Origin of the sequence: Nocardiopsis oceanisediminis, assembly GCF_048595525.1 — a bacterium.
GTDB classification, from domain to species: Bacteria; Actinomycetota; Actinomycetes; order Streptosporangiales; family Streptosporangiaceae; genus Nocardiopsis_A; species Nocardiopsis_A oceanisediminis.
In genome coordinates this window covers 4,034,063-4,055,776 of sequence record NZ_JAFMZJ010000001.1, presented here as the reverse complement: position 1 = coordinate 4,055,776, position 21,714 = coordinate 4,034,063, and the positions used below count along the sequence as shown (strand labels likewise).

At 76.3% G+C, this 21,714-nt stretch carries 19 protein-coding genes and 1 pseudogene; 10 read left to right on the top strand and 10 right to left on the bottom strand.

Translation table 11 applies throughout. From position 1 onward, the window contains the following. Positions 1 to 19: 19 nt before the first annotated feature. Both J0910_RS18130 and J0910_RS18125 read right to left on the bottom strand, forming a co-directional pair. Complete coding sequence (locus J0910_RS18130; RefSeq protein ID WP_420159719.1) at positions 20 to 817, bottom strand: ABC transporter permease; 798 nt, start codon at positions 815 to 817, stop codon at positions 20 to 22. Further along, positions 814 to 1,635 (bottom strand): ABC transporter permease, encoded by an 822-nt coding sequence (locus J0910_RS18125; protein ID WP_420159718.1) that lies wholly within the window; start codon positions 1,633 to 1,635, stop codon positions 814 to 816. The genes J0910_RS18130 and J0910_RS18125 overlap by 4 nt, the downstream gene beginning before the upstream one ends. A 173-nt stretch (positions 1,636 to 1,808) precedes the next feature. Between J0910_RS18125 and J0910_RS18120 the strand changes: the two genes are divergently transcribed. Further along, complete coding sequence (locus tag J0910_RS18120; RefSeq protein ID WP_420159717.1) at positions 1,809 to 2,819, top strand: LacI family DNA-binding transcriptional regulator; 1,011 nt, start codon at positions 1,809 to 1,811, stop codon at positions 2,817 to 2,819. A gap of 1,126 nt (positions 2,820 to 3,945) precedes the next feature. Here the strand turns inward: J0910_RS18120 and J0910_RS18115 are convergent. After that, entirely contained in the window at positions 3,946 to 4,185 is a 240-nt protein-coding gene (locus J0910_RS18115; protein ID WP_420159716.1) for a hypothetical protein, read from the bottom strand. Positions 4,186 to 4,497: 312 nt separating this feature from the next. Here J0910_RS18115 and J0910_RS18110 point away from each other — a divergent pair, with 312 nt between their 5' ends. After that, the gene (locus tag J0910_RS18110; protein WP_420159715.1) at positions 4,498 to 4,938 is read left to right on the top strand and encodes a pyridoxamine 5'-phosphate oxidase family protein; all 441 of its coding nucleotides are present in this window, start codon (positions 4,498 to 4,500) and stop codon (positions 4,936 to 4,938) included. A 244-nt stretch (positions 4,939 to 5,182) separates the two neighbouring features. Here J0910_RS18110 and J0910_RS18105 read toward each other — a convergent pair whose 3' ends face one another. Next, complete coding sequence (locus J0910_RS18105) at positions 5,183 to 6,808, bottom strand: flavin-containing monooxygenase (protein WP_420159714.1); 1,626 nt, start codon at positions 6,806 to 6,808, stop codon at positions 5,183 to 5,185. A gap of 166 nt (positions 6,809 to 6,974) precedes the next feature. Here J0910_RS18105 and J0910_RS18100 point away from each other — a divergent pair, with 166 nt between their 5' ends. The 4 genes from J0910_RS18100 to J0910_RS18085 all read left to right on the top strand — a co-directional run bounded on the left by J0910_RS18100 (position 6,975) and on the right by J0910_RS18085 (position 10,435). Continuing rightward, positions 6,975 to 7,610 carry an FMN-binding negative transcriptional regulator gene (locus J0910_RS18100; protein ID WP_420159713.1) on the top strand — a complete coding sequence of 212 codons (636 nt, stop codon included), beginning with the start codon at positions 6,975 to 6,977 and terminating at the stop codon, positions 7,608 to 7,610. A gap of 192 nt (positions 7,611 to 7,802) precedes the next feature. After that, positions 7,803 to 9,233, top strand: a complete 1,431-nt coding sequence (locus J0910_RS18095; RefSeq protein ID WP_420159712.1) for a PTS ascorbate transporter subunit IIC — start codon at positions 7,803 to 7,805, stop codon at positions 9,231 to 9,233. Positions 9,234 to 9,356: 123 nt separating this feature from the next. Further along, the gene (locus J0910_RS18090; RefSeq protein ID WP_420159711.1) at positions 9,357 to 9,656 is read left to right on the top strand and encodes a PTS sugar transporter subunit IIB; all 300 of its coding nucleotides are present in this window, start codon (positions 9,357 to 9,359) and stop codon (positions 9,654 to 9,656) included. A 32-nt stretch (positions 9,657 to 9,688) separates the two neighbouring features. Further along, the gene (locus J0910_RS18085) at positions 9,689 to 10,435 is read left to right on the top strand and encodes a sugar isomerase domain-containing protein (protein WP_420159710.1); all 747 of its coding nucleotides are present in this window, start codon (positions 9,689 to 9,691) and stop codon (positions 10,433 to 10,435) included. Between the two features lie 57 nt (positions 10,436 to 10,492). Here the strand turns inward: J0910_RS18085 and J0910_RS18080 are convergent, their stop codons facing one another. From J0910_RS18080 to J0910_RS18070, 3 genes are all read right to left on the bottom strand, one after another. Next, positions 10,493 to 10,942 (bottom strand): protein-tyrosine phosphatase family protein, encoded by a 450-nt coding sequence (locus J0910_RS18080; RefSeq protein WP_420159709.1) that lies wholly within the window; start codon positions 10,940 to 10,942, stop codon positions 10,493 to 10,495. A 9-nt stretch (positions 10,943 to 10,951) separates the two neighbouring features. Then, positions 10,952 to 11,419, bottom strand: a complete 468-nt coding sequence (locus J0910_RS18075; protein ID WP_420159708.1) for a hypothetical protein — start codon at positions 11,417 to 11,419, stop codon at positions 10,952 to 10,954. A 140-nt stretch (positions 11,420 to 11,559) separates the two neighbouring features. Next, positions 11,560 to 12,330 carry a sulfite exporter TauE/SafE family protein gene (locus J0910_RS18070; RefSeq protein WP_420159707.1) on the bottom strand — a complete coding sequence of 257 codons (771 nt, stop codon included), beginning with the start codon at positions 12,328 to 12,330 and terminating at the stop codon, positions 11,560 to 11,562. 223 nt (positions 12,331 to 12,553) lie between these two features. Between J0910_RS18070 and J0910_RS18065 the strand changes: the two genes are divergently transcribed. Then, positions 12,554 to 13,414, top strand: a complete 861-nt coding sequence (locus tag J0910_RS18065; RefSeq protein WP_420159706.1) for an aminoglycoside 6-adenylyltransferase — start codon at positions 12,554 to 12,556, stop codon at positions 13,412 to 13,414. 288 nt (positions 13,415 to 13,702) lie between these two features. Here the strand turns inward: J0910_RS18065 and J0910_RS18060 are convergent, their stop codons facing one another. Beyond that, the gene (locus J0910_RS18060) at positions 13,703 to 14,554 is read right to left on the bottom strand and encodes a siderophore-interacting protein (RefSeq protein ID WP_420159705.1); all 852 of its coding nucleotides are present in this window, start codon (positions 14,552 to 14,554) and stop codon (positions 13,703 to 13,705) included. A 410-nt stretch (positions 14,555 to 14,964) separates the two neighbouring features. Here J0910_RS18060 and J0910_RS18055 point away from each other — a divergent pair, with 410 nt between their 5' ends. Both J0910_RS18055 and J0910_RS18050 read left to right on the top strand, forming a co-directional pair. Continuing rightward, positions 14,965 to 15,996 (top strand): nitronate monooxygenase, encoded by a 1,032-nt coding sequence (locus tag J0910_RS18055; RefSeq protein WP_420159704.1) that lies wholly within the window; start codon positions 14,965 to 14,967, stop codon positions 15,994 to 15,996. Between the two features lie 460 nt (positions 15,997 to 16,456). Beyond that, the gene (locus tag J0910_RS18050; RefSeq protein WP_420159703.1) at positions 16,457 to 17,752 is read left to right on the top strand and encodes a hypothetical protein; all 1,296 of its coding nucleotides are present in this window, start codon (positions 16,457 to 16,459) and stop codon (positions 17,750 to 17,752) included. 133 nt (positions 17,753 to 17,885) lie between these two features. On the opposite strand, the gene J0910_RS18045 is transcribed toward J0910_RS18050, so the two are convergent. Then, entirely contained in the window at positions 17,886 to 18,758 is an 873-nt protein-coding gene (locus J0910_RS18045) for an NAD(P)H-binding protein (RefSeq protein WP_420159702.1), read from the bottom strand. Between the two features lie 562 nt (positions 18,759 to 19,320). Here J0910_RS18045 and J0910_RS18040 point away from each other — a divergent pair. Further along, positions 19,321 to 20,496, top strand: a complete 1,176-nt coding sequence (locus tag J0910_RS18040) for a hypothetical protein (RefSeq protein WP_420159701.1) — start codon at positions 19,321 to 19,323, stop codon at positions 20,494 to 20,496. Positions 20,497 to 20,587: 91 nt separating this feature from the next. Here J0910_RS18040 and J0910_RS18035 read toward each other — a convergent pair. Continuing rightward, positions 20,588 to 21,532, bottom strand: a pseudogene (locus J0910_RS18035) (aldo/keto reductase); the annotation flags it as partial. Positions 21,533 to 21,714 lie beyond the last annotated feature (182 nt).

Genomic DNA, 21,714 nt, shown 5'->3' with positions numbered 1-21,714 from the left:
GGTGCCTCCTTCTGCGGCGCTAGCGGCCGAAGACCTTGGTGAAGCCGGCCACGCGCTCGGTGGTGAACGCGACCGCGACGCTGAGCGCCAGCAGCAGCACGCTGACCGCCGCGACCACCGGATCGAACGAGGACTGGACGTAGTTGAGCATCTCCACCGGCAGCGTCGCCACGCCCGGGCCGGTGAGCAGCAGGGAGAGCGGGACGTTGTTCAGCGAGGTGATGAACGCCAGGATGGTCGCCGAGACGATGCCCGGCGCCATCACCGGCAGTGTCACGGTGAAGAAGGTGCGCACCGGGCCGGAGCCCAGGCCGCGCGCGGCCTCCTCCAGCCGGGGGTCGGCCAGCGCCAGCGAGGCGCCCACCACCCGGACGGTGTAGGGCAGCAGCAGCACGGTGTGCCCGACCACCAGCGCGCCCAGCGCGGTCACCCGCATCCCCACCATGACCTGCTGGAACAGGGCGAGGCTCAGCACCAGCTCGGGGACCACGATCGGGGCGAAGAACAGTCCCTCCACCACCTTGCGGCCGGGGACGCGGCCCCGGTTCAGCGCCAGCGTCGCCGGGACGCCCAGTGCCAGCGCCAGCACCGTGGAGACGGCCGCCACCAGCAGGCTGGTGCCGAACGCATCGATGAACGGCGGGTAGTCCAGCGCGGCGGAGAACCAGCGCAGCGAGAGCCCCTCCGGCGGGAAGGCCAGGGTCTCGCCGGCGGTGAAGGCGACCCCGACCAGGATCACCACCGGGCCGAGCATCAGGGTGAACGCCGCCGCGGCGAGCAGCGACAGCAGCGGGCGGGTGCGGATCATCGCGATCATGAGGAGGTGCTCCCGATCTTGCCGAGCCGGCCGGACAGCGCGCTGACCGCCAGCACCAGGACCGTCATCACCAGCGCGATCGCACTGGCCGAGGGCCAGTCCAGGCTGACGTTGACCCGGCTGTAGAGCAGGGTGGACAGCAGCCGCTCCCGGGTGCCGCCGAGCAGCTGGGGCGTGGTGAACGCGGTGACGGCGCCGGCGAACACCAGGGTGCAGCCGACCAGCGCGCCGGGCGCGGCCAGCGGCAGCACCACGGTGCGGAACGCCCGCCCGGCGGAGGAGCCCAGGCCGCGCGCGGCCTCCTCCAGCCGGTGGTCCTGCTGGGACAGGCTGGAGTAGCAGGACAGGATCATCAGCGGCAGGAACAGCTGCACCAGGCCCAGCACGATCGCGGTCTCGGTGTAGAGCAGCTGCACCCGCCCCAGGCCCAGGGCCTCGCCGGCCCTGCTGATCAGGCCGTTGCCGCCGAGCACCACGATCCAGCCGTAGGTGCGCACCACGGTGTTGAGCAGCAGCGGGAAGATCGCCAGCACGAGCAGCCGGCCGGACCAGCGGGCCGGGGCCCGGGAGATGAGGTAGGCCACCGGGAAGCCGAGCAGCAGGCAGATCGCGGTGGTGAGCACCGAGACGCGCACCGTGCGGGCGATGACCGGAAGCAGGTAGGGGTCGGTGAGCAGGCTCCCGGTCTCCCGGGCGACCGTGGCCGGGTCGCCGTCGGGCGGCCAGGCCAGGGTCGCCGCGACCGGGTGGCCGAAGGCGAAGAGCAGGACGGCCAGTCCCGGGATGAGCAGGGCCGCCATGGGGACGCGGCGGAGCATTTCCCCCCTCGGAGAACGCCGCCCGTGCGGGCGGATGGGGATCTTTTACGGCATTGAGCGGCGCAGACGGATGCAAGCGCTTCTGCAATCGCTTGCAACAGCGTAGCCTCTGTTCCGGGGCGCGGTCCACACCGGGCCGCCCCGGCGGTCCTTCGAGCGGTGGGGAGCCTTGCGTGGCGGGTCCGGACGACGTGGCCAGGCTGGACGACGTGGCCAGGGAGGCGGGCGTCTCGGCGTCGACGGTGTCGCGGGCGATGTCCAGGCCGGACATGGTCGCCCCGGCCACCCTGGCCAAGGTGCGCGGCGCCGCCGAGAGGCTGGGCTTCCGGGCCAACCCCGCGGCCCGCGCGCTGATCACCGGCCGCACCGGGTTCTTCGCGCTGCTCGTCCCCGACCTGGACAACCCGTTCTACGCCGCCACGGCCACCGCGGCCCAGGACCTCGCCGCGGAGGGCGGCCGCCGGGTGATCATCGCGGTGACCGGCGGCGACGCGGCCCGCGAGGCCGCCGCCCTGGCCGAACTGGAGGGGCAGGTCGACGGGTTCGCGGTGCTCTCGCCGATGAGTCCGGCGGCCGCGCTGGCGGAGGTGCACCGGCGCAAACCGGTGGTGGCGATCAACCGCCGCGTCGCCGGGCTGACCTCGTTCACCGTGGACACCCCCGGCGGGCTGGGCCGGATCTACGACCGCCTGGTGGAACTGGGGCACCGGGACGTCGCCTACCTGGCCGGCCCGCCCGGGTCCTGGATGGACCGGCGCCGCCGCGACGAGCTGGTGGAGCACGCGGCCCGCTCGGGGCTGCGGGTGCGGGTGCACGGCCCGGTCCGCCCGGCCTTCGCCGAGGGGGCGGCCGCCGCGCGCGCGATCGCCGCCTCCGGGTGCACCGCGGTGCTGGTCTACAACAGCCTGCTGCTGCTCGGCATGATGTTCGAGTTCGGCCGGATGGGCGTGCGGGTCCCCGAGGACGTCAGCGTCGCCGCCGCCGACGACATCGCCCTGGCCGACCTGCCCGGACCGCCGATCACCGCGGTGCTCGCGCCGGCGGGGGAGCTGGGCCGCTGCGCGGTGGCCGCGCTGGCGGAGATGGTCGGGGCGGACGGCGGCGACCGCCGCCCCCCGGGCCGCCGGCTGCCCACCGGCGTCCGGATCACCGACTCACTGGCCCCGCCGCGCGCCGGAGCCTGATCCCCTCTCCGGCGCGGGACCGGAGGGAGGCGCTCCCGCCGGGCGGCGGAAGGCCCTCCGGGCGGAGCCCGGAACCGCGCGCTCTTCCGTTCGCGCCCCCGCTCGGCGGAGGGCCGGGCGGGCGCGGAGGTGATCGGGGGCGCCGGCCGTCGCCGGGGCGCCGCTCCCCGTCGCCGGTCGGCCATGACCGAGCGCCCCTTCCTCCGATGATCTTGGCGTTGCGGAGGGGCGCCGTCTCCGGTGGGCGGGCGGGCCGGTCCGCGGGCATCGGCCGAGGCGCACGCTTCGCACCGGCGCTCTCAGAGACCGCTGGGCATGCGAGCGGTCGCCCGGTGTGTTCGGGCGAGGTCCGGGGGAAGCGGCGATCCGGGACCCGGCGCCGCCGCGGCCGCTGCGGGGAGGTTTCGCGGGGGCATCGGAGCGCTCCGATGCCCCCGCGACGCCGAGACCGGCGGGAACAGGCGGTGTGCGCCTTCGGCGCGGGCCGTCCGCACCGCGAGTGGGCGGGGAAGCCCGAGGCGGCCTCACCGGGCGACCGGCCGGATGCCCGACAGCCTCTGAGCTTGTTCTTCAACCTGGGCGGGCGTGGTGCTCCTTCAGGCTCATGGCGCGTTCGGCCGTCTTTCCCCCCGTCATGGCGCGGTGCCCGACGCCGGCTCTTCGACCCCCCGGGGGGTGTCCGGGGCCCGGAGCGGGGGGTTCGGGGGCACCGGCAGGACGGGCCGCCTCCGCGCGGGCGCCGCGAAAGCCCCGCCGCACCCGAGCCGGGCCCGACCGCCCCGGCGGCCGGGGCGGATCCCGGGGGCGGCGCAGGTCCTCGGCGGCCGGGGCGGGCCGGGCGAAGCCGGGTGCGGGCGGCGATCACAGGCCACCTCCACCCATCGGCCGCGGCGCCGCCGAGCCCCCGATCCCCGCCTCTCCCGACCCGGGGTCGGACACCCGACGGCCCCTGAGGGGCGCCCGCGCCCCGGTCGCCTCCCGGTGCGGAGGGGAGAACGGCGGCCCCGGCCCCCGGTTCGGACGGGGCCGGCCGGGACGCCTGGGCGGCCGCGAACGCCGGGGAAGGCCGGGATCCGGCCGGGGAGCGGACCCGCTCCCCGGCCGGCGCCGGCCGCCGCGGAGCCGGTCAGGCGCTGGGCTGCAGCTCGCCGCCGCGCGTCCGCGCGTCCGCACCGGCCGTCCGGGGCTCGGCGGGGAGTGCGGCGGTCGCGGCGTGCTCCCGCCCGGGCAGCGGGACGCCGGCCTTCAGGTCCAGCCGGTCCTGGGCCAGCTGGTACACGATGTAGCCGATCCCGCAGAGGAAGACCGCGGCGACCCCGGCCAGCGTGACGGCGATCCCGGTGTAGATGAGAGCGGTGTCGACCATGGGGGGCAACCTCTCTTCGGAGTGCTCTCGGTTCGGTCCGGGCCCTGTGCGCCAGGGCCCTCGCCAACGAGAGTAATCACCGTTAACGCAAGTTGGCGTCGTTTCCTCCGGTGAACTGCGTCATAGGCCCGGCCGGCGCGCCGCGCCCCGCCCGCCCGCGGCCGGACGCACCCCTTCTCACCTGCGGGTCCGGGAGGGCGCCGGCGGCCGGTGCGCCGGCCGAGGCGTGGCGCACATCCGGCCGCCCCGGGGTGCGGCCCCGGCGGCCGCGCCGCAGGGGAGGGCCGGGCCGCCCTGGGTAGGGTTCGGCCCATGGCCGATCTCACGGACGTGCAGCGGATCATCGACGAGGGCGGGCACCGGGGGGTGGTCTCCGCGGTGCGCGCCGACGGCTCCATCCAGTCCAGCGTGGTCGCGGCGGGCATCACCGGGCACCCGGTCACCGGGGAGCCGTCGGTCGCCTTCACCACCGCGGGCGGCAGCGTCAAACTGCGGCTGTGGCGCGCCCGGCCGCAGGCGACCATCGTGTTCCAGGCCGGGTACCCGTGGGCGAGCGCGGGCGGCCCGGTGGACCTGATCGGCTACGCCGACCCCCGCGAGGGGATCGGCGCCGCCCGGCTGCGCGAGGTGCTGCGCACCGTGTTCACCGCCGCCGGGGGCACCCACGACGACTGGGACGCCTACGACCGCGCGATGGAGGAGCAGGTGCGCAGCGCGGTCTTCATCCGCCCGGACCGGATCTTCGCGATGTAGCGCCTCCGGGCCCCGGGCCGCCGCCGAGGGCGGGTCCCCGGCGGCCGCGGCCTCATCCGCCCGGCGGCGCCCCGCGCCCGGCCGGCGGAGGGGGCGCCCCGGGGGCGTCCGCTCCTTCCGCGCCGCCGCCCCGGCCGGCTCCGAGAGGGCGGCCGCGCCGGGATCGGCGCCTCGCGGGCCGGACGGGCGTCCGGGGCGGGGCCGCGCACCCGGCACCGGCCCCCGCCCTCTTCCGGCGCCGTCCTCAGCCGATCGCGAACCCGGCGTAGCCGTCCTCGGCGACCCGGGCGCAGATCTCGCGGTAGGGGCCCACCCCGCCGACGTAGGGCATGAACACCCGGGGCTTGCCGGGGACGTTGGCGCCCAGGTACCAGGAGTCGGCCCGGGGGAACAGGGTCGCCTCGGCGGCCTCGCCGACGTGCGCGGTCCAGGCCTCCTGGGCCTGCGCGGTCGGCTCGATCACCGCGGCCCCGCGGTCGCGCAGCGCCGCGATGCACTCCGCGATCCAGTCCACGTGCTGCTCGATGGAGACCAGCATGTTGCTCAGCACCGACGGGCTGCCCGGCCCGGTGACGGTGAACAGGTTCGGGAAGCCCGCCATGCCCAGTCCCAGGTAGCTCCGCCAGCCGCCGGACCAGGCCTCGCCCAGTCCGATGCCGCCCCGGCCGCGCAGGTCCACCGCGGCCAGCGCCCCGGTCATCGCGTCGAACCCGGTGGCCAGCACGATGTCGTCGAAGGGGAGGTCGCGCGCCCGGGTGCGCACCCCCTCCCGGGTGACCCGCTCGATCGGCTCGGCGCGCAGGTCGACGACGTCCACCCCGTCCCGGTTGAACACCTGGTAATAGCCGGTGTCCAGGCAGGGCCGCTTGGTGCCGAAGGGGTGGTCGCGCGGGGTGAGGGCCTCCGCGGCCTCCGGATCGGCGACGGTCTCCCGGATGCGCTCCCGGACGAAGTCGGCGGCGGTCCGGTTGGCCTCGGCGTCGGTGAGCACGTCGGTGTAGCTGCGGAAGATGCCGAACAGCCCGCCGCGCTCCCAGTGCCCCCGGTAGACGGCCTCCCGCTCGGCGGCGGAGACCTCCAGCGCGGAGGTCTGCGGCTCGGGCATCGGCACCCCGGTGTGCGAGCCGCGGGCCCGTCTGCGCCGCTCGGGGTAGCCGCGCCTGGCCTCGGCCAGCGCCTCCGGGGAGAGCGGGGCGTTGTGCGCGGGCAGGCTGAAGTTGGCGGTGCGCTGGAAGACGGTGAGCGCCGCGGCCTGCTCGGCGATGACCGGGACGGACTGGATGCCCGAGGAGCCGGTCCCGATGACGGCGACCCGCCGCCCGGTGAAGTCCGCGCCCCCGCGCGGCCAGCGGGCGGTGTGCAGCAGGCGGCCGCCGAACCGGTCCAGGCCGTCGATCTCCGGGGTCTTGGGCACCGACAGGCAGCCGGTGGCCATGATCAGGTGCCGGGCGGCGGTGTCGGACCCGTCCTCGGTGCGCACCCGCCACACCGCCTCGGCCGCGTCGAAGGCGGCCGCGGTGACCCGGGTCCGGGTCCGGATGCCGCGGTGCAGGTCGAAGCGGTCGGCGACGGACTCGATGTAGCGCAGGATCTCGGCCTGGTCGGGGTAGCGGTGCGTCCACTCCCACTCCCGCTCCAGCTCGGGGGAGAAGGAGTAGGAGTAGTCGATGCTCTCCACGTCGCACCGGGCCCCGGGGTAGCGGTTCCAGAACCAGGTGCCGCCGATGCCGGACCCCGCCTCGAAGACGAGCGCGCGCAGGCCGAGGCCGCGCAGCCGGTGCAGCATGTACAGGCCGGCGAATCCGGCCCCGACGATCAGGGCGTCCAGTGGGGCGGAGGGGGAGGTCGAAGGGCGGGGGGCGTCCGGCATGCCTGCCTCCAAGGCCGGTTGGGGGGTGGTCCCGACTCTCCGCGCAGTCTCCGACCAAACGGTCGGTTGGGTCAATGGGCCGGATGGCGGCCCGCACCGCTCCGGGTGTATGTTCGGAAGCGATCAACGAATTGCACTAGTTCATATTGGGCAGAGGTGGAGCGGCATGTACATCCCCACGGCCTTCGCGGCCCCGGGCCCGGAGGCGGTCGCCGGACTGCTCCGCGACTCCGGCGCCGCCGACCTGGTCACCCGCACCGCGGACGGGTTCGACGCCACCCCGGTCCCGTTCGTGCACGACCCGCGGCCCCGGCCGCACGGCCGCCTCCTCGGCCACCTGGCCCGGAACAACCCGCAGTGGCGGGCCGGGCTCGGCGGCGGCGCCCCCGCCCTGGTCATCGTGCGCGGCCCGGACGCCTACGTGACGCCGACCTGGTACGCGTCCAAGCGCGAGCACGGCCGGACCGTGCCCACCTGGAACTACGTCACCGCGCACCTGCACGGGCGGCTCGTCGCGCACGACGACCCGGCCTGGACCGAGGACGCGGTCCGCCGGCTGACCCTGCTGCACGAGGCCGGCCGGGCCGAGCCGTGGAGCGTCGACGACGCCCCGCGCCGCTTCACCGAGGGGCAGCTGCGCGCCATCGTCGGGGTCGAGGTGCTGATCGAGCGGGTCGAGGCCAAGTGGAAGCTGAGCCAGAACCGCTCCGGCGCCGACCGGGACGGCGTCGAGGCCGGGCTCCGCGCCGACCCCGCCCCCGGCGCGCGGGCGGTCGCCGACGCCATGGCCCGCACCCGCTGACCCGCCGGCGGGATGTCGGCGGCGGAGGGGCGGCCGGTCCCGCCCCTCCGGCGCTCCGGGGCCGCCGCAACCGTGATGTGTCCGGTGCCACTTCGATACCGTTCCGGGGGAGGGTTATGAATCCGTCACCGGGCGGAGCGGGCGCCCCGCCCGCGCGGCCCGGCAGAGCAGCCACGGCAGCGGAGTCGCCTCATGGACGCGGTGCAAGCCGTACTCATCTGGATCGCCGACAACGTCTTCGGCCAAGTCGCCATCCTGATCGGACTGATAACGCTGCTGGGGCTGCTCCTGCAGCGCAAACCGGTGGAGGAGGTGGTCGGCGGCGCGATCCGGGCCACACTGGGCATCATCATCCTCTTCGTCGGCGTCGACCTGTTCACCGGCGGGCTCACCGACTTCCAGACCATCGTCTCCAGCGCGGTCGGCGCGGAGCCGCCCGCCGCCCGGAACGACCTCGAAGGGTTCCTCGGCACCCACGGCGGCAGCGTCGCGCTGATCATCACCCTCGGGTTCCTCCTGCACCTGGTGCTGGTCCGGCTCTTCCCCGCGGCCCGCTACGTCTACCTCACCGGCCACCTGATGTTCTGGATCAGCGTGGTGATCACCGCCTGCCTGGTGGAGGCCTTCGGCGACCTGCCGCAGTGGACGCTGGTCCCGGCCGGCGCCGTGCTGATCGCCTGCTACTGGACGCTGCAGCCGATGTGGATCGCCCCGTTCATGCGCAGGGTCACCGGGCGCGACGAGTTCGGCCTCGGCCACACCACCTCGGTGCTCGCGCTGCTCACCGCGGTGGCCGCCAGACCCCTCGGCGACCCGGGGAAGCACGGCACCGAGCGGCTGAAGCTGCCCGCGCGGCTCTCCTTCTTCAAGGACGTCAACGTCAGCACGGTGCTGGTCATCGGCGTGATCCTGCTGGTGTCGATGGCCTTCGCCGACCAGCAGGCCGTGCGCGAGGCCGCGGCCGCCTACAGCGAGGACATCGACCCCTGGGCCTGGGGCGTGATCGCCGCGTTCCGGTTCGCCGCGGGCATCGCCATCCTCCTCTACGGCGTGCGGATGTTCCTCGCCGAGATCGTGCCCGCCTTCAAGGGCGTCAGCGACCGGCTCGTCCCCGGCTCCCGGCCCGCCCTGGACATCCCCACGGTCTTCCCCGCCGCGCCGACCGCGGTGATGCTCGGCTTCGTCGCGAGCACCGCCGTCTTCCTGGTGCTGCTGGGCGTCTTCGCGGCCGCCGGGTGGTTCACCCTCGTCCCGCCGATGATCATGCTGTTCTTCGGCGGCGGCGCGGGCGGCGTGTTCGGCAACGCCGTCGCCGGGTGGCGCGGCGCCGTCCTCGGCGGCGCGCTCAACGGCCTGATCCTGGCCTTCGGGCAGGCGGTGACCTGGGGGATGCTCAGCGGCACCGCGCCGCAGCTGGCCACCCTCGCCGACGCCGACTGGTACGCCATCGTGTTCCTGCTGGCCGGCATCGCCGCGGTGGTGCCGAGCGTGTGGGCGGCGCCGGTCCTCATCGGCCTGCTCACCGTCGCCCTGCTGGCCTGGCTCTCGGTACGGGACCGGCGCAGGCGGCGCGCCGAGGAGGCCCGGGAGGAGGAGAAGGGGGAGGCGGCGGAGCGGGAATAGACCCGGGGCGGCGCGGGCGGACCGCCGCCGCCCCTCCCCGGGCGCGCGCCGGGTGCGAACCCCGGCGCGTTCCGGGTAGGACAGAGCGGGAGAACCCGCGGAGAACACGGAGAAGAGGCGCGGATGACGCGTTCAGATCCCCTGGTGGTGCTGGCGGTCTGCGGAGTCGGCATGGGGTCCAGCCTGATACTGAAGATGACCGCGGAAGGGGCGCTGAGCGACCTCGGCGTCACCGCCAAGGTGGAGAACACCGACATCACCACCGCGCGCGGGATGACCGCCGACGTGATCGTCGCCCAGGGCATGCACACCGGTGAGCTGGAGGGCCTGGCGCCGGTGGTGCTCACCGTCGACGACTTCCTCGACCGGGACGGCCTGGCGCGCTCGCTGCGCGACCGGCTGGCCGGGCAGGGGTGGCTGTGACGCGGGGGCCGGAGCGGAAGGGGGGAGGCGCCGTGGACGAGGGACCCGACGCCGCGGAGGCGGGCTTCGGCGCCCGGATGCGCGGCCACCTGGCCGAGGTCGGCGAGGAGAACGCCGCCGCCCTGCACGCGGTGGCCGACCTGGTCGTGCGGCGGGTGGTCCGCGACGGCGGGGTGCTGCTGGTCGCCGGGTCGGGGCACTCCATGATCGCGGTGGCCGAGGCGTTCTTCCGGGCCGGCGGGCTGGCCGCGGTCAAACCGGTCTACTCCCCGAAGCTGCTGCCGCTGCACGGGGCGGCCGAGGCCACCGCCGCCGAGCGCCGCACCGGCCTGGCCGCCGAGGTCCTCGCCGACACCGGCTACCAGGAGAGCGACGTGCTGTTCGTCTTCTCCACCTCCGGGGTCAACCCCTACCCGGTGGAGCTGGCCCGCGCGGCCCGCGAGCGCGGCATCCCCGTGGTCGCGTTCACCTCGCGCTCCTGCTCGGCGGCGGCCCCGCGCCGCGCCGGCGGCACCCTCGCCGAGGAGGCCGACCACGTCATCGACACCCTGGTCCGGCCGGGCGACGCCTCCTACCCGGAGAACGCCCCGGTCACCGGGCCGCTGTCCAGCCTGGCCAACACCTACCTGTGGAACCTGCTGCTGGCCGCGGTGCACGACCGGGTCAAGGAGGCCGGCCTGGAGCTCCCGCTGTGGCGGTCGGCCAACATCCCCGGCGGCGACGAGGCCAACAAGCGGTTCTTCAACCGCTACGGCCCGCGCATCCCCGAACTCGACTGAACCGGGGCGGCCCGGGGCCGGGCGCCCCGGGCCGCCCCGGCGCCGGACCCCTCCGGCTCAGCGGGCCGCGCCGGCGATCCGGGGGAAGCGGGCGACGAAGCGGCGCTGCCAGGGCGTCTCGACGGCGCGCGCCCTGTAGTGCTCGCGGACGTAGCCGACCGCCTCGCCGGCCGGAACCCCGTCGAGCACGGCGAGGCAGGCCAGCGCGGTCCCGGTGCGCCCCTTGCCGCCGTTGCAGGCGACCTCCACCCGCTCCGCGGCGGCGCGCTCCCACGCCTCGCGCAGCGCGGCGGCGGCCGCCCCCCGGTCGGCGGGCAGCCAGAAGTCGGGCCAGCGGACCCAGCTGCTCTCCCAGTCGACCTCGGGAGGCCGGTGGCCCAGCAGGTAGAGGGCGAACCCGGGCCGCGGCCCGTCCGGAAGCGGGTACCGCAGCCCCCGCCCGCGCACCAGCCGCCCCGAGGGCAGCCGCAGCACCCCTTCCGCAGCGGGATCCCATGTATGCGTCATGGCGCGAGCCTAGAGGCATCGGCCGCACAGGGGGAGGGGGATGTGCCCGCGGCCGTCGGCGTTCGGGCGGTGGTGGACGTACTCCACCACGGTGCCGTCGGGGCGGCGGGCGGCGGACCCCGTCCCGGTGGGGACCTCCTGCAGCGGCTCGGTGATCTCGGCCCCCTCGGCGGCCGGCCGGTCGTAGTAGGGGTACACGTCGTCCACCAGGAGCGTTCCCGCGGTGGAGAGGAACGAGGCGACGGCCTCGGCGCTCCCCTCGATGAGGAGGAACGCCCCCGCCACCGCGAGGCGCGGGTCCGCTTCGGGGAAGGAGAACCGGGCGTCGGCGGCGACGCCCTGAAGCCGCTCGTAGAACTCGATCCCCGGGGCGGGCCGCCCGGGTTCCAGGAAGGTGCGGATGAGCACGCGGGGCTCGGCCAGGTCGGAGGAGTCGGTGCGGACGGGCCGCATCTCGGGCGCCTGTGATTCGGTCATGGGAAGACCCTCACGCGGACCGGCGCCCGCAGGGAGACCGGTGTTCATGGTGTGACCGGGACTCATGGGACCGGCTCCGTGGACACCGAAGAGCGGTCGGCGCCGCCGAGCCCTGCGCGGAGACCGGGCGGAGCGGGGCGTCAGTCCAGGGCGGAGAGGAAGAGGTGTGCGGCCAGGCCCAGGCCCGCCGTGCCCACGGCGATGCGCAGCGGCCGCTCCGGCAGGCGGCGGACGATGGACGGGCCGATCCAGCTGCCGGCCAGGCAGCCGGCGGCCACGGCGGCGGCCGCGGCCCAGTCCACCGGGGCGAGCAGCGCGTACGCCGCGGCGGCGACCAGGTTGGCGCCGCCGGTGGCGATGTTCTTCAGGGCGTTGGCGACGGCCAGCGACTCGTCCAGGGCGACCGAGAGCACGGCGAGCATCAGCACCCCGGCGGCCGCCCCGAAGTACCCGGCGTAGACGCCGACCAGCATCACCGCGACGGCCAGCGGCAGCGGGTTCGGCCCCGCGGCGCCGCGCGCCCCGGCCAGGCGCTCGGTGAGCCGCCGGAACGGGCCGCGGGCCAGCAGCAGGACCGAGCCCAGCGCGATCAGCCAGGGGACGATCAGTCCGAAGGCCTCCTCGCCGGTGTTCAGCAGCAGCCAGGCGCCGCCCGCGCCGCCCGCCGCGGAGAGCCCGCAGAACCGGACGATGCGGTGCCGCTGCCCGCGCAGCTCGGCCCGGGACCCGGCCGCCGAGCCGACGGTGTGGGAGAAGAGCGCGACGGTGTTGGTGACGTTCGCGGCGATCGGCGGCAGCCCCACCGCGAGCAGCGCGGGGTAGCTGAACAGGGAGGCCAGCCCGGACACCGAGCCGATCAGGCCGGCCGCGAACCCGGCGGCGACCAGCAGCGCGAGCGATCCGATGTCCATGCCGTCCTCCGCCGCGCCGCTCCGCGGACCCTCGCCCCCGGCTCCTGTCCACATGTCGAGACGGGCGTTCCGATCATCGGACGACCGCCTCCGCGCAGGGTAGCAGCGGCGCGGAGGGGCGCCCCGGGGCAGGGGGCGGTCCCGGCCCGGGGCCCGCCCCGCCTCCGCCCCGAGGGGCGGAAAAGGAGGGGCGGGCGAGGGGGCCCCGGGCTAGCGTGGAGCGGTGGACAACCCCGAACTGCTGCTGAAGAGGATCGTCGACTTCGCCACCGCCCGGGACGGGATCCAGGCGGTCGTCCAGACCGGGTCGAGGGCCCGGGGGCTGCGCGTCGACGCTTACTCCGACCTCGACGTCGAGCTCATCGGCCCCGGCACCGCCGAGCTGGTCGGAGAGGACGCCTGGCTGGAGGAGATCGCCCCGGTGCTGGTCGCGATCCACCTCGCCAACGAGGCCGAGGACGACCCGGACTGGCCCACCTGCCTGGCCGTGTTCGCCGAGGGGCGCAAGGCCGACTTCACCCTGGCCGGCCCCGAGCGCCTGGAGCGGATGGCGGCGGGCGGACTGGACGGGCTGTACCGGCGCGGCTACCTCGTCCACCTGGACGAGACCGGCGCCGCCCGGGCCCTGGAGCCCTCCGACCCCCGCCCTCCGGAGCGGAGCGCGCCGGACGCCGGGGAGTTCGAGACCGACCAGCGCGAGTTCTGGTTCGAGGCGACCCAGATCCCGGTCTACATCGCCCGCGGGGACCTGTGGCCGGCCGCGTCGCGCCTGGTGGAGACCGAGGAGCTGCTGCTCCGGATGCTGGAGTGGAACGCCTTCGCCCGCTCCGGCGGCGCGGTGGACACCTGGCACGGCGGCCACCGCATCGACGAGTGGGCGGCCGAGCCCTACCGGTCCGGGATCCCCTCGGCGTTCGCCGGCTACGACCCGGACGACCAGCTCCGCGCCCTCCGCGCGATCACCGCCCTCTACTCCCGGGCGGCCGCCGAGACCGGCGGACTGCTCGGGCTGCCCGTCCTGGACCTGCACGACCGGGTGCTGCGCCACATCGACCGGGTCATCGCGGGCGCGGCGGACCGCTGATCCGCACCGGCCCGGGAACCGGGGCGGACCGGCCGCCGCATGGCAGGCGGCGCGGCGCGCCCGGTCGGCCCCAGCGCCTGCCGGGTGCGCGGCCGGCCGCCCGGGGCCTTCACCTTGGAGCCGTCCCGCCTCGGCGCTCTCGGCGCCGCGGGGGAGGGGCCGCTCCCGCCCCGCCGCGCACGGGTCCGGAAGGCGGGGCCGGCGTCCCCGAGGAGCTTCGCGAACCGCGCGGGGCGGGGCCCTGTGGGCGGATAGGGCGCGGCGGGGGAGGGCGCCCCCGGTGCCCGCTCAGGCCTCGGTCAGTTGCTCGGCGGCGTCGGCGAGGTCCTCCTCGGTGGGCGGGGCGTCCTGGGTGGCGGAGAGCCGCCAGTAGCCGGTGAACGCGACCGCGCTCTTGGGCAGCGCGTGCTCGCCGACCAGGAGGCGGCGGACGGTACGGACCATGGACGCCTCGCCGGCGACCCAGGCGAAGCCGGCGCCGGACGGCAGCCGGGCGCCGCGCACCGCGTCGGCCAGGCCGGTGCCCCGGCCCGGCGGCACCGCGCCGCGGTGGACCCAGGTGACGTCGGTGCCGGGCCGGGCGATGGCCTGCTCCTCGGCGGCGTCCCGGACCTCGGCGAAGACCTGGGCGCGGGTGCCCTCGGGCAGCGACTCCACCAGGGCGCCGATGGCGGGCAGCGCGGTCTCGTCGCCGACCAGCAGCCACCAGTCCTCCGCGGAGGTGGGCTCGCGGTAGCGGGCGGTGGCCGGGCCGAGCATGCCCAGCACGTCGCCGGGGCGGACCGCGCCGGCCCAGCGCGAGGCCGGGCCCTCGTCGCCGTGCAGCACGAAGTCGATGTCGACCTCGCCCGCCTCCGGCCGGTGGGCGCGGATCGTGTAGCTGCGCATCCACGGCCGCACCTCGTCGGGCATGGCCAGGTAGGCGGCGTGCCAGCGCCCCACGTCGCCGTCCTCGGGCATCGGCGGCACGGACGGGGCGCCCTGCCCCTCCCGGGGGAAGAAGAGCTTCACCTGCTGGTCGGGGGCGACCGGGGTGAAGTCCCTCAGGTCGCCGCCGCCGAAGGTGACCCGGGCCATCAGCGGAGTCACGAGTTCGGAGCGGAGGACCTCGATCAGGGAGAAGGCGTAGGGCTGACTCATGGAAGCAAAGGCTAACCTAACCGGGCTCTGGGTGGGAACCGGGGGCCGCCGTGAGGGGGGCCGGCGCCGGCGGGCGGCGGGGACGCGGAACGGCGCCGGCGTCCGCAGGGCCGGCCCCCGCAGGCGGGGCGGAGGAGCACCGGCGGCCGCCGCGGTCCGGAACCGCTCCGCGCCACCGCGCGGGGCGGGAATGTGACCTCCGCCTCGCGCCGCCGGCCGCCGCCGGGCGGCAGCGGCGGGCGGACCGGCGGACGGGGCGGCGAAGCCGCTGCTCCCGGCCGGACCGGGGACACGCCGCCCGCCCGCCTTCCGGGGCGGCGCGGCCGGCGCCTCCCCGGCGCGGTACAGGGCGGGGCGCGGGATGTGCGACCCTGCAGGGATCGGTCGGTCGGCAGAGGAGGTCGTGCACGGTGGTCGACGCGGAAGGCATCGGACTCTGGGCCGCTTCGGTACCGGTGGTGGGGGCGCCCATGGCCGGCGGGGCGAGCACGCCCGAGCTGGTCGCGGCCGTCGGCGCGGCCGGCGGCACCGGGTTCCTCGCCGGGGGCTACGCCTCCCCGGAGGCGCTGGCCGCGCAGATCGGCCGCGCCCGCGGACTCACCGGGCGGCCGTTCGGCGTCAACCTCTTCGTGCCCGGCCCGGACGGCGCCGACCCGGACGCCGTCGCCGCCTACGCGCGCACCATCGCCCCGGAGGCCGACGCCCTGCGCGCCCCGCTGGGCGAGCCCCGGTGGAGCGACGACGACTACCCGGCCAAGCTCGACCTGCTCCGCTCCGACCCGGTCCCGGTGGTGAGCTTCACCTTCGGGGTGCCCGCCCCCGCCGAGGCCTCCGCGCTGCGCTCGGCCGGCAGCGCCATCGTCGTCACCGTCACCACCGCGGAGGAGGCGCGGGCCGCGGTGGAGGCCGGCGCCGACGCGCTGATCGTGCAGGGCGCCGAAGCCGGCGGCCACCAGGGCTCCTTCGACGACGCGGAGGAGCGCACCGCGCCCCTGCTCGACCTGCTCGCCGAAGTGCGGGCGGAGGTCCGGCTCCCGCTCATCGCGGCCGGGGGCATCGGCGACGCCGCCGCGGTCCGCAAGGTCCTGGCGCACGGCGCCGCCGCCGCGCAGGTCGGCACCGCCCTGCTGCGCTCCCCGGAGAGCGGGGCGAGCGGCACCCACAAGCAGGCCCTGGCCGACGAGGTGTTCCCGGGGACCGCGGTCACCCGGGCCTTCAGCGGCCGCCGCGCCCGCGGCCTGGTCAACCGCTTCCTCGGCACCTACACCGCGGACGCCCCCGCCGCCTACCCGCAGGTCCACCACCTGACCGGCCCGATGCGCAGGGCCGCCGCCGCGGAGGGCGACGCCGACCGCCTCCACCTGTGGGCGGGCACCTCCTACCGCTCCGCGGAGGAGCGCCCGGCCGCCGACATCGTCCGCACCCTCGCCGAGGGCGCCTGACCCGCTGAGGGGAGCGCCCGCGCAGAGCGGCCGGGGCGCTCTCCGGTGCTCGCGCCCCTTCCCCGGCTCCTCCGCCCGCCGCCCCGGGGCCCGGCGGGCGGCCCGATGCGCCGCCGTATCCGTGGAAGGCGCCCGATGCGGTGTCCGCGCCGTACGGGTCCGCCGTGATCGCGGTGGCCGCCGGGCCCGCTCGCGGAGCGGTCGGCACGTACGCCAGGGCGCCCGGAGGGCCGGTCCCGGGGGCCGGAGCGCCCCGCTCCCGCTCCGCGAAACCGATGAAACCGGCGAACGGCGCAAAACCCACTGTCCTGATTGACAAAGAGGGGAACGCTGGCGAGTCTGGGACCGCCCGCCTCCGGGGCGGCCCGGCGGCGGCTCCGCACCGGGCGGCCTCCTGCTCCGGCGCGCCCCGGCGGAGGGGTGCGGCAGGGGAGGCGGCCACCGCGAGGAGGGACGAGGCATGGCGGACGGCGACGGGCTGCCCCCGGTCGCGCTGAGTGCGGCAGAGCGGGCCGCCGTTGAGCGGCTCGGCCGGTTTCCGCTGCTGGACGCGGTGTTCGGGCGGAGATCGCGCCGGTTCCCGCTCGGCGGGCACGTTCCCGCGGGGCCGCTGGCCTACCGCAGCCGGCACGACCCCGTGCCGCTCAGCGACGTCGAGCGCGCCCTGGTACTGACGACGGTGGCGGGCGTGACCGGGTGGCACCACGCCATCACCCACCACCCCGGATACGCCCCGGCGCTGCCGAACTACAGCGGCGCGGCGGGCGGCCGGACCTTCCCGTCGGCCGCGGGCTTCCACACCGCCGACTTCTTCTTCACCGACGACTCGGGCACCTACTTCCTGTCCACCCGGGACGCCCGCCCCGAGGAGCACCCCGACACCGAGGGGCGGCTGAACGCGGTCCTCTCCCGGGTCCGCAGGATCTCCGCCGAGCGCCTGCACATCCCCCGCGAGCAGCCCTACATGGAGGGCCACAACACCTGGATCGCCAACCACCCCGGTTCGCTGCTGGTCGCCCCGGTCGCCGACATCGCCCAGCACACGCTGGCCAACCTGGCCTTCTTCGCGCAGAACGGGGTCGCGGTCTACGACGACGTCAACGGGAGGCGGATCCCCGGGATCGAGGCGTTCGCCGACCGGGTGGACACCGACGACCCGGTGCCGCTCTCCTTCGTCGAGCAGTACTCGCTGACCGAGGCCACCGCCGAGCTGATGACCAGCGTCTACAACGGCCACCTGCTGCTGACCGCGATGGGCCTGGGCGGGTGGGCCTTCGACGGCATCGACCGCCCCACCGTGCTCGGCGCCTCCGGCCGCGCCGACGTCCCCGGCCTCGGCTTCCACGTGCAGACCGACCCCCGCTGGCCGCTGCCGAACCCCACCGGCCTGCCCGGGGTGTTCGAGGCCTACTGCCGGCCGCACTTCCCGGACATGGCCGCCGCGGTGGAGGCCTACGCGGAGCGCAAGTTCGGACCCGGCGGACCGTTCCACCCGGACACCCCCGGCCCGTGGCGGGACACCCCGGGCGTGCGCGGCGCGGCCGCACCGCACGACGCCCGGTTCAAGGAGCTGCTCACCCTCCAGGCGGAGTACGTCGACGCGACCTTCGGCAGGTTCCCCGGCACGGTGCCCACCGTCTGGATCATGAACTACCTGCAGGCCCAGCACATCGACACCGAGTACTACGACGCCCTGTTCCACCCGGGCGCCTACCTGCCGGAGCACGCCGGCCACGACGAGGTCTGGCACGGCTGACCGCGCCCCGCCGGGACCGGCCCCGGCCGGGGCCGGGACGCGCCCGGCGGGGGTGCTCGGCGCCCGGGCGGGGGGAGCCCTCCCGCCCCCGGGCCCGGCGCCCCCGGACGGGAGGGGCGCCGGGGCGCGGGCGTCACCGGGCGAGGTGCGCGAGGTGCTCGGCCGCCCAGGCGGCCAGGGAGGTGGGCGTCGTGGTGAGGCAGCTGCGGGGGTCCTCTGGGGTGAAGTCGTCCCTGACGCCCACCGTCATCATCGCGATGGCCTCCACCACGGCCTCGGGCAGGCCGGCGGCCGCGAGCCCCGCCCGGGCCTCGTCGTCGCCGATCCGCCGGGGCTCCACCGGGTGGCCGAGGACCTCGGAGAGGACGCCGGCCACCTGCCGGAAGGAGATGTCCTCCGGCCCGTGCACCGCCTGGACGCACCGCCCCGTCCAGGAGCCGGAGAGCAGCCGGACCGCGCCCACCGCCGCGATGTCGGCCGGGGCCACCCACGGCACCGGCCGGTCCAGCTCCATCGCGGTGGCGAACACGCCGCCGCGGATCGCCTCGGCGTCCATCAGCAGGTTGGAGAAGAAGTAGCCGCAGCGCAGGTGGGTCACCGGCACCCCGGTGGCGTCCAGGGCGAGCTCGGTGGCGGCGAGCCCGTCGATCTCGCCGACGCCGGACCGCTTCTCCGCGCCGACGCTGGACTGGAAGACGACGCGCCCGATGCCGTTCCGCTCCACCGCGGCGCGGACGTTGGCCGCGGCGGCGGCGTGCGCCTCCAGCGGGTCCCGGTCGGTCGCGGTCGGGTTCACCCAGTACAGCGCGGTGAGCCCGCGGGTGCCCTCGATGACGGCGTCGGCGTCCCAGGTGTCCATGGCCACCGCGTCGACGTGCCCGGCGAGGTCGGGGGCGAGCCGGGAGGGGTCCCGGAGCAGCGCCCGCGGGCGCTCGCCCGCCTGCACGAGCAGCCGCAGCAGGTGCGAGCCGACGTTGCCCGTCGGCGTCGTCACTCCGATCGTCATGCCGAGCCCCCTTCCGCCGAGGCGGTACGCTTCAGGGCGCCGCCGGGCGCCCTCCGGACGGCTGTGCCGTGATGGATCATGCCGCCACGGTAGGAAGAGAAGCGGCCGCTCCGCGGCCACAACCGCCGGGCGGCCCTTCTTTTCGGCCCCTTTCGGCGAGCCCCTCTCCGAGCGGGCGGCACCGGGAGTGCGCGGCACCCGGGGTCCGGCCCGGGCCGTCCCGCGAGAGCCCGACCCCCCGCCCACCTCCGGGAGTGCGGCGGCCCGGCCGGGCCGGTGGGCCCCGCCCCGGTGAACGCGGTGGTCCCGCCCCTCCCTCTCCCCGCTCCCCGGCCCTCGCCGGGCGGCCCGGGGCCCGATCTCATCGGACGGGCGCCGCGCTCGGCGCTCGGCGGCGCACCGCTGCGGCCGCGGGCCCGGGGCGGGGGAGCGGGGCGCCGCTCCCGGGGCGGCGCGGGCGGGCGGTCGGCGATGCGGCGTTCCTGTTCACCGGGGCCCATGCCCCCTTTTTCACGTTCCGGTACGCTGCGCCAGCGGTGCCGGACGCAGAAGGGAGGGGGCGATGGACTTCTCGTCCCCCGGACCTCTTCCGGCCTCCCCGCAGGCGCCGATGGACGTGCGGTTCGCGGCCGCGGCGAGCTGGGTGCGCTTCGTCGACCCCGGGACGCCCGACGCGGCGCTGGTGCCGGGCCCCGTCCTGCCGCGGCCCGCCGGCTCCCCGGCGGTGGCCGCGCAGTGGCGTGAGTGGCAGGAGGCGGTGCTCAGCGGGCAGGTCCCGCCCGCGCGGCCGCAGATGCTGGTCGCGGAGGGGCCGTCCACCGCGCGGGTCCCGGACTTCGCCCCGCTGGCCCGCTGGCCCGAGCTGCGCCGGCACTGCGAGCGGGGCTGGCCCGCGTTCCACCGCTGGTTCCGGGCGTTCGGCCTGATCGGCGCGGGCGTCTTCGCCGACGTTCCGGCGCGGTCGTCCCCGGCCCCCACGTACGGGCAGGCCGTCCGGCTGGACGTGCTGGGCCTGGCCGAGCCCGCGGTGCTCCGGGAGGAGCCCGGCCGGGCCGCGGTCACCCTCGGGTTCGTGCTCTCCGAGCGCTACCTGCCCTGGCTGCGCGCGTTCACCGCGTCCGCGCCGGAGCGCGGCGAGCCGCCGGGCTGGTTCGGCCCGACCGGCCCCCGCCCCGGCAGGCGGGGGCCGGCCGACATCGGCGACCACCGGGTCTTCCCGGGGGCGGGGGCCGCGGCCCAGTGGTACGCGTTCGCCCACCCGGGGATCCCCGGGTGCGAGCTGCTCGGCTCCCCGGCGGCGCGCCCCGAGGCCGGCCCCGAGGTCCGCCGGGAGTGGGACCGGTGGTGGGCCGGGGCCCCGCCGGCCTCGGGGGCGGACGCGCACCGGGTCCTGGCCGACTTCGCCGCGTCCGCGCCGGACTTCGCCCCGCTGGCCGGCCTGCCGGAGCTGCGCCGGCACTGCCGGCTGGCCTGGCCCGGGTTCCGCGGGTGGCTGCCGGGCGCCCGCCGCCCGGCCCGGAAGGCGGTCCGCACCGCGGCCGGCCGCATCGCCGACCTGCACGCACTGCACCCGCGCTGGCGCAAGTCCTCCACCCGGCAGGACGCGATCGACGTCGCGGCGGTCGCCGCCCCGGCGGTGCTCCTGGAGGTTCCCGGGTTCGCCCTGGTCACCGCGGGTTTCGTGGACACCCCGGAGTTCGCCGACTGGGCCCTGGAGTTCACCGCCGATCCGGACTGATCCCCCGATCTACGAATCTACGTCGTAAACGAGAGGATTCGGGCAGAACACCCAACGCCCGGCCGGTCCGGGCGCCGCCCGGCTTCGGGGATCAGCGCCGGGGCTCGATCTTCAGGTCGCCCGCGGTCACCTTGCGGATGTGGTCGCCGGCGAGCAAGGCGTGCGGGTAACCGGGCTCGATCGCGGAGGCCTCCTCGAGGCGGGCCAGCTGGGCGGCGGTGAAGTCGACCTCCAGGGCGCCCAGGTTCTCCTCCAGCTGCGCGGGGGTGCGGGCGCCGATGATCGGCGCCGTCACCCCCGGGTTCTCCAGGGTCCAGGCCAACCCGACCTGGGCGGGCGTGCGGCCCAGCTCCGCGGCGACCTCCTTCACGGCCCCGGCGATGGCGAGGCCGCGTTCGGTGACCATGCCCAGGGCGAAGTTGAAGCTCTTGCGGGTGCTGCCGCCGGACGCGCCGCTTGCCGGGGCCAGGTCCTCGGGGCCGTACTTGCCGCTGAGCATCCCGCCGGCCAGCGGCGAGAACGGGACGACGCCCAGCCCCATCTCCCGCGCCATGGGGATGAGGTCGCGTTCCCCGGTGCGCTCGATCAGGTTGTACTCGATCTCCAGCGCGACCAGCGGAGACCAGCCGCGCAGGTCGGCGATCGCCTGCATGCGCGACACCTGCCAGGCCGGGGCGGTGGAGACCGCCGCGTACAGGATCTTGCCCTGGCGGACCAGGTCGTCCATGCCGCGCAGGATCTCCTCGACCGACGTCGCGGCATCCCACACGTGCAGGTAGAGCAGATCGATGTAGTCCGTACCGAGCCGCCGCAGACTGGCCTCCACCGACGCGAACAGGCTCTTGCGGTGGGCGCCCCCGGAATTCGGGTCGCCGGGCCGGCGCAGCGTCGTGTACTTCGTCGCCAGCACCAGGCTTTCGCGGTCGGCGCGGGTGAACTCGCCCAGCAGGCGCTCAGAGCTGCCGTCGGTGTAGGTGTTGGCGGTGTCGATGAAGTTGCCGCCGCGCTCGCGGTAGAGGTCGAACAGCTTGCGCGCCTCGTCCCGCTCGGCGCCCTAGCCCCACTCGGTGCCGAAGGTCGCCGCGCCCAGCGCCAGCGGGGAGACCCGCAGCCCGGAGCGGCCCAGCAGCCGGTAGGTGTCGAGAGTGAGTGACATCGTGTCCTTCTGTGCTCGTGGTCCGTTGCCGGAGACAAGCCTGCGACGGCCGGGAGCCGGGG